The 3,171-nt window shown below is 64.0% G+C and carries 3 protein-coding genes; all 3 read right to left on the bottom strand.

All coding sequences use genetic code 11. The features are described from left to right. Window positions 1-64 precede the first annotated feature (64 nt). Window positions 65-973, bottom strand: coding sequence for a sugar kinase (locus ACW9I6_RS31700; RefSeq protein WP_457340217.1), 909 nt, complete (start codon window positions 971-973; stop codon window positions 65-67). 129 nt (window positions 974-1,102) lie between these two features. Next, window positions 1,103-2,311: an amino acid deaminase gene (locus ACW9I6_RS31695; protein WP_003208003.1), complete on the bottom strand. Its 1,209-nt coding sequence runs from the start codon at window positions 2,309-2,311 to the stop codon at window positions 1,103-1,105. A 9-nt stretch (window positions 2,312-2,320) separates the two neighbouring features. Then, complete coding sequence (locus ACW9I6_RS31690) at window positions 2,321-3,085, bottom strand: IclR family transcriptional regulator (protein WP_003208002.1); 765 nt, start codon at window positions 3,083-3,085, stop codon at window positions 2,321-2,323. Window positions 3,086-3,171: the final 86 nt, after the last annotated feature.

Genomic DNA, 3,171 nt, shown 5'->3' with positions numbered 1-3,171 from the left:
TCCGCTCTTGGGACGCAGAGCGTCCCTGGCTGCATTCCCACGCGGAGCGTGGGAACGATCAGCGTTAGTCTCGGGGAATGAGTGCACCTGGCACCTGAATCACCCGGCTCGCCAGCCGATGCCCGGCCAGTGCTGCATCCTGCGGCGAGCCGCCCTTGAGCCGACTGGCCAGGTACGCAGCACTGAACGAATCCCCCGCCGCCGTAGTGTCGACCACCTTCTCCACCACCAGCGCCGGCACCTCGAATCGCTCATCCTCCCAGCGAATCAAACACGCATCCGCCCCGCGCTTGAGCGCCACCTCGGCAATCGTCGGGTACGCCGCAAACACCTGCTCGCTGTCTTCATAGCCGAACAACGCCCGTTCGTCATCCTCGGTCAGCAAGGCGATATCCACCTCGGCCAACACCGCGTGATACGCCGCGCGTGCGGCGTCCATGCTGGCCCACAGGCGTGGCCGGTAGTTGTTGTCGAATACCACCTTGCCGCCGCGCTTGCGGGTTTCGACCAGGGTTTCCAGCAGGCGCGCACGGCCCACTTCGCCCAGCACCGCCAGGGTGATGCCGCTGAAATACACCACGTCGTACGTCGGCAACGCTGCCAGGATCGGCTCGGCCGCCGGTGTGGTGAAGCAGTCGCGCACGGCCGCTTCATTGCGCCAGTAGAGGAATTTGCGCTCGCCGTTGGCATCGGTCTGGATGCAGTACAAACCCGGCAGGCGCCCGGGCAGGCGCTGGACCATGCCCAGGCCCAGGCCTTCTTCGGCCCAGTGCTTGCACATGGCATCGCTGAAGCTGTCATCGCCCAGGGCGGTGACGTAGTCGACGGTGCTCGGTTCACCCAGTTCGCGGCGCAGGTAGACGGCGGCGTTCAGGGTGTCGCCGCCGAAGCTTTGTTGCAGGCTGCCGTCGGCGCGGTGTTGCAGTTCGATCATGCATTCGCCGATGAGGGCGATGCGGGGTTTTGTGTTCATGCCTGGGGTCTCTCGATGTACTGGAGGGCCTCTTCGCGAGCAAGCCCGTTCCCACATTTGAATGCATTTCAACTGAAGGAACTCGGTCGAATGTGGGAGCGGGCTTGCTCGCGAAAGGCGCGACTCGGTCTAGAAGCAGGTATGCAGGCTTTCGATCACCTGCAACTGCTCATCCACCAGATTACCCACTTGCCACTTGTCGAAGGTCAGGCACGGGTGGGATGTGCCGAAGGAGATGATGTCGCCAATGCGCAACTCAACCCCCGGTGCGACGACCATGAACGCATGCTGGTCCATCACGGCGGTGACCTTGCACGCGGTCACGTCATCACCCTCGGCTGGCAGCACGCCAGCCTTGTAGCGCTTGAGCGGCACCGGCAGGCCGGCGTCGTAGGCGACGTCGCGCTTGCCCAGGGCGATCACCGCGAAGCCCGGCTCCGGCAGCGACTGCACATGGGCCCAGACTTCCAGCGCCGGGCGCAGGCCTTCGTTGAGGTCGCTGCGACGGTCGAGTACGCAGCACTGCGCGTCTTTGTAGATGCCGTGGTCGTGAGCCACGTAGCTGCCCGGGCGCAATACGCTGAGGAAGCGGCCGGCGGCGTTCTGGGCTTCGAAGGATTCGGCAATCAGGTCGTACCAGGCCGAACCCGAGGCGGTAATGATGGGCTTGGCCAGGTCGAAGGCGCCGCTGTTTTGCAGGTCGACGGCCAGGCGTACCAGGGAGGCGGCGAATTCGCGGATGCCACTGATGGCGTGCTCGCCATGGATCACCCCTTCGTAGCCTTCGATGCCGGTGAGGGCCAGCGCAGGCTGGGCCTTGATCGCCTTGGCCAGGTCGAGCACCTGTTGTTCGGTGCGGCAACCGCAACGCCCGCCGACCACGCCGTATTCGATCATCACGTTCAAGCGCAGGCCACGGGCGGCGAAGAACAGGCCCAGGTCGGCGACGTTGTCCGGGTGGTCGACCATGCAGTGGAAGTCGAATTCGGGGTCGGCCAGCAGGTCGGCGATCAGCGCCATGTTCGGCGCGCCCACCAGTTGGTTGGCCATCAACACCCGGCGAACCCCACCGGCGTACGCAGCGCGGGTCTGCACGGCGTTGGCCAGGGTGATGCCCCAGGCGCCCTGCTCGATCTGCCGCTGGAACAGCGCGGGCATCATGCTGGTCTTGCCGTGAGGCGCCAATTGCGCACCGCTGTTGCTGACGAAATCCTGCATCCAGCGGATGTTGTGTTCCAGGGCGTCACGGTGCAACACCAGGGCTGGCAGGCTGACGTCACGGACCAGATGTGCACCGATGGCGGCGGCGCCTTTTTCAACGGCATTGAAGGCAGACATAAGGGTTTCCTATTCGTTGATGCGACGGGCCAGGTTGTTCGCACTGTCGATCAGCACCCGGCGGTAGTCGTTGTAGTTTTTGATCGCATCGGCCCGTGGGGCGACGATGCACAGGGTCGCAATGCTGATGCCTTGGGCGTCCCGAACCGGGGCGGCAAAGCAGTGGGTAAAGGTGTCGGCGACACTGTCGAAGGAGAAGAATCCGTCGAGGGTGGCCTGACGGATTTGCCCGAGGAAGGTTTCCAGAGGCAGGCGCTGACCGTCCGGGAGGATGAAGTCGTCGTAGTCGATCAGGTCGATGATTTGCTGGTCGCTCAGGTGGCCCAGCAGCAGGCGGCCGGAGGCGGTCCAGGGGATCGGCGCGTTCTCGCCGATGTCTGAGGAAATGCGGAAATGCCGCTCGCCTTCGCGCATCAGGGCCACGGTGTATTTGCGGCCATTGAGCAGGCACATCTGGGCGGTTTCATGGGTTTGGCTGACGATTTCCTGCAGGGCGTGGTCGGCTTCGCGGGTCAGGTCGAAATGGCGCAGGTGGGCCTGGCCGAGGAAGTACAGCTGACGGCCGAGGTAGACGTGACCGTCCTTGCCGACGGTTTCGAGGATGCGCCGTTCCAGCAGCGAGGCCACCAATTCGTAGACCGTGGATTTGGGGCTGCCGATGCCGCTGGCGATGTCATTCGGGCGCAGGGGCTGGCCGATTTCCTTGAGGAAATCGAGGATATCGAACGCCCGGTCGAGGCCTTTGGCGCGGCGTTTGATGGTGTCTTCGGTCATGGCAGTCGTCGGTCCCGTTTGAAGATGTAGCTATCAACACAGATCCCCTGTGGGAGCGGGCTTGCTCGCGAAAGCGGTGTGTCAGT

The organism is Pseudomonas sp. SDO5522_S412 (assembly GCF_054071215.1).
This window is presented reverse-complemented; position numbering and strand designations above follow the sequence as displayed.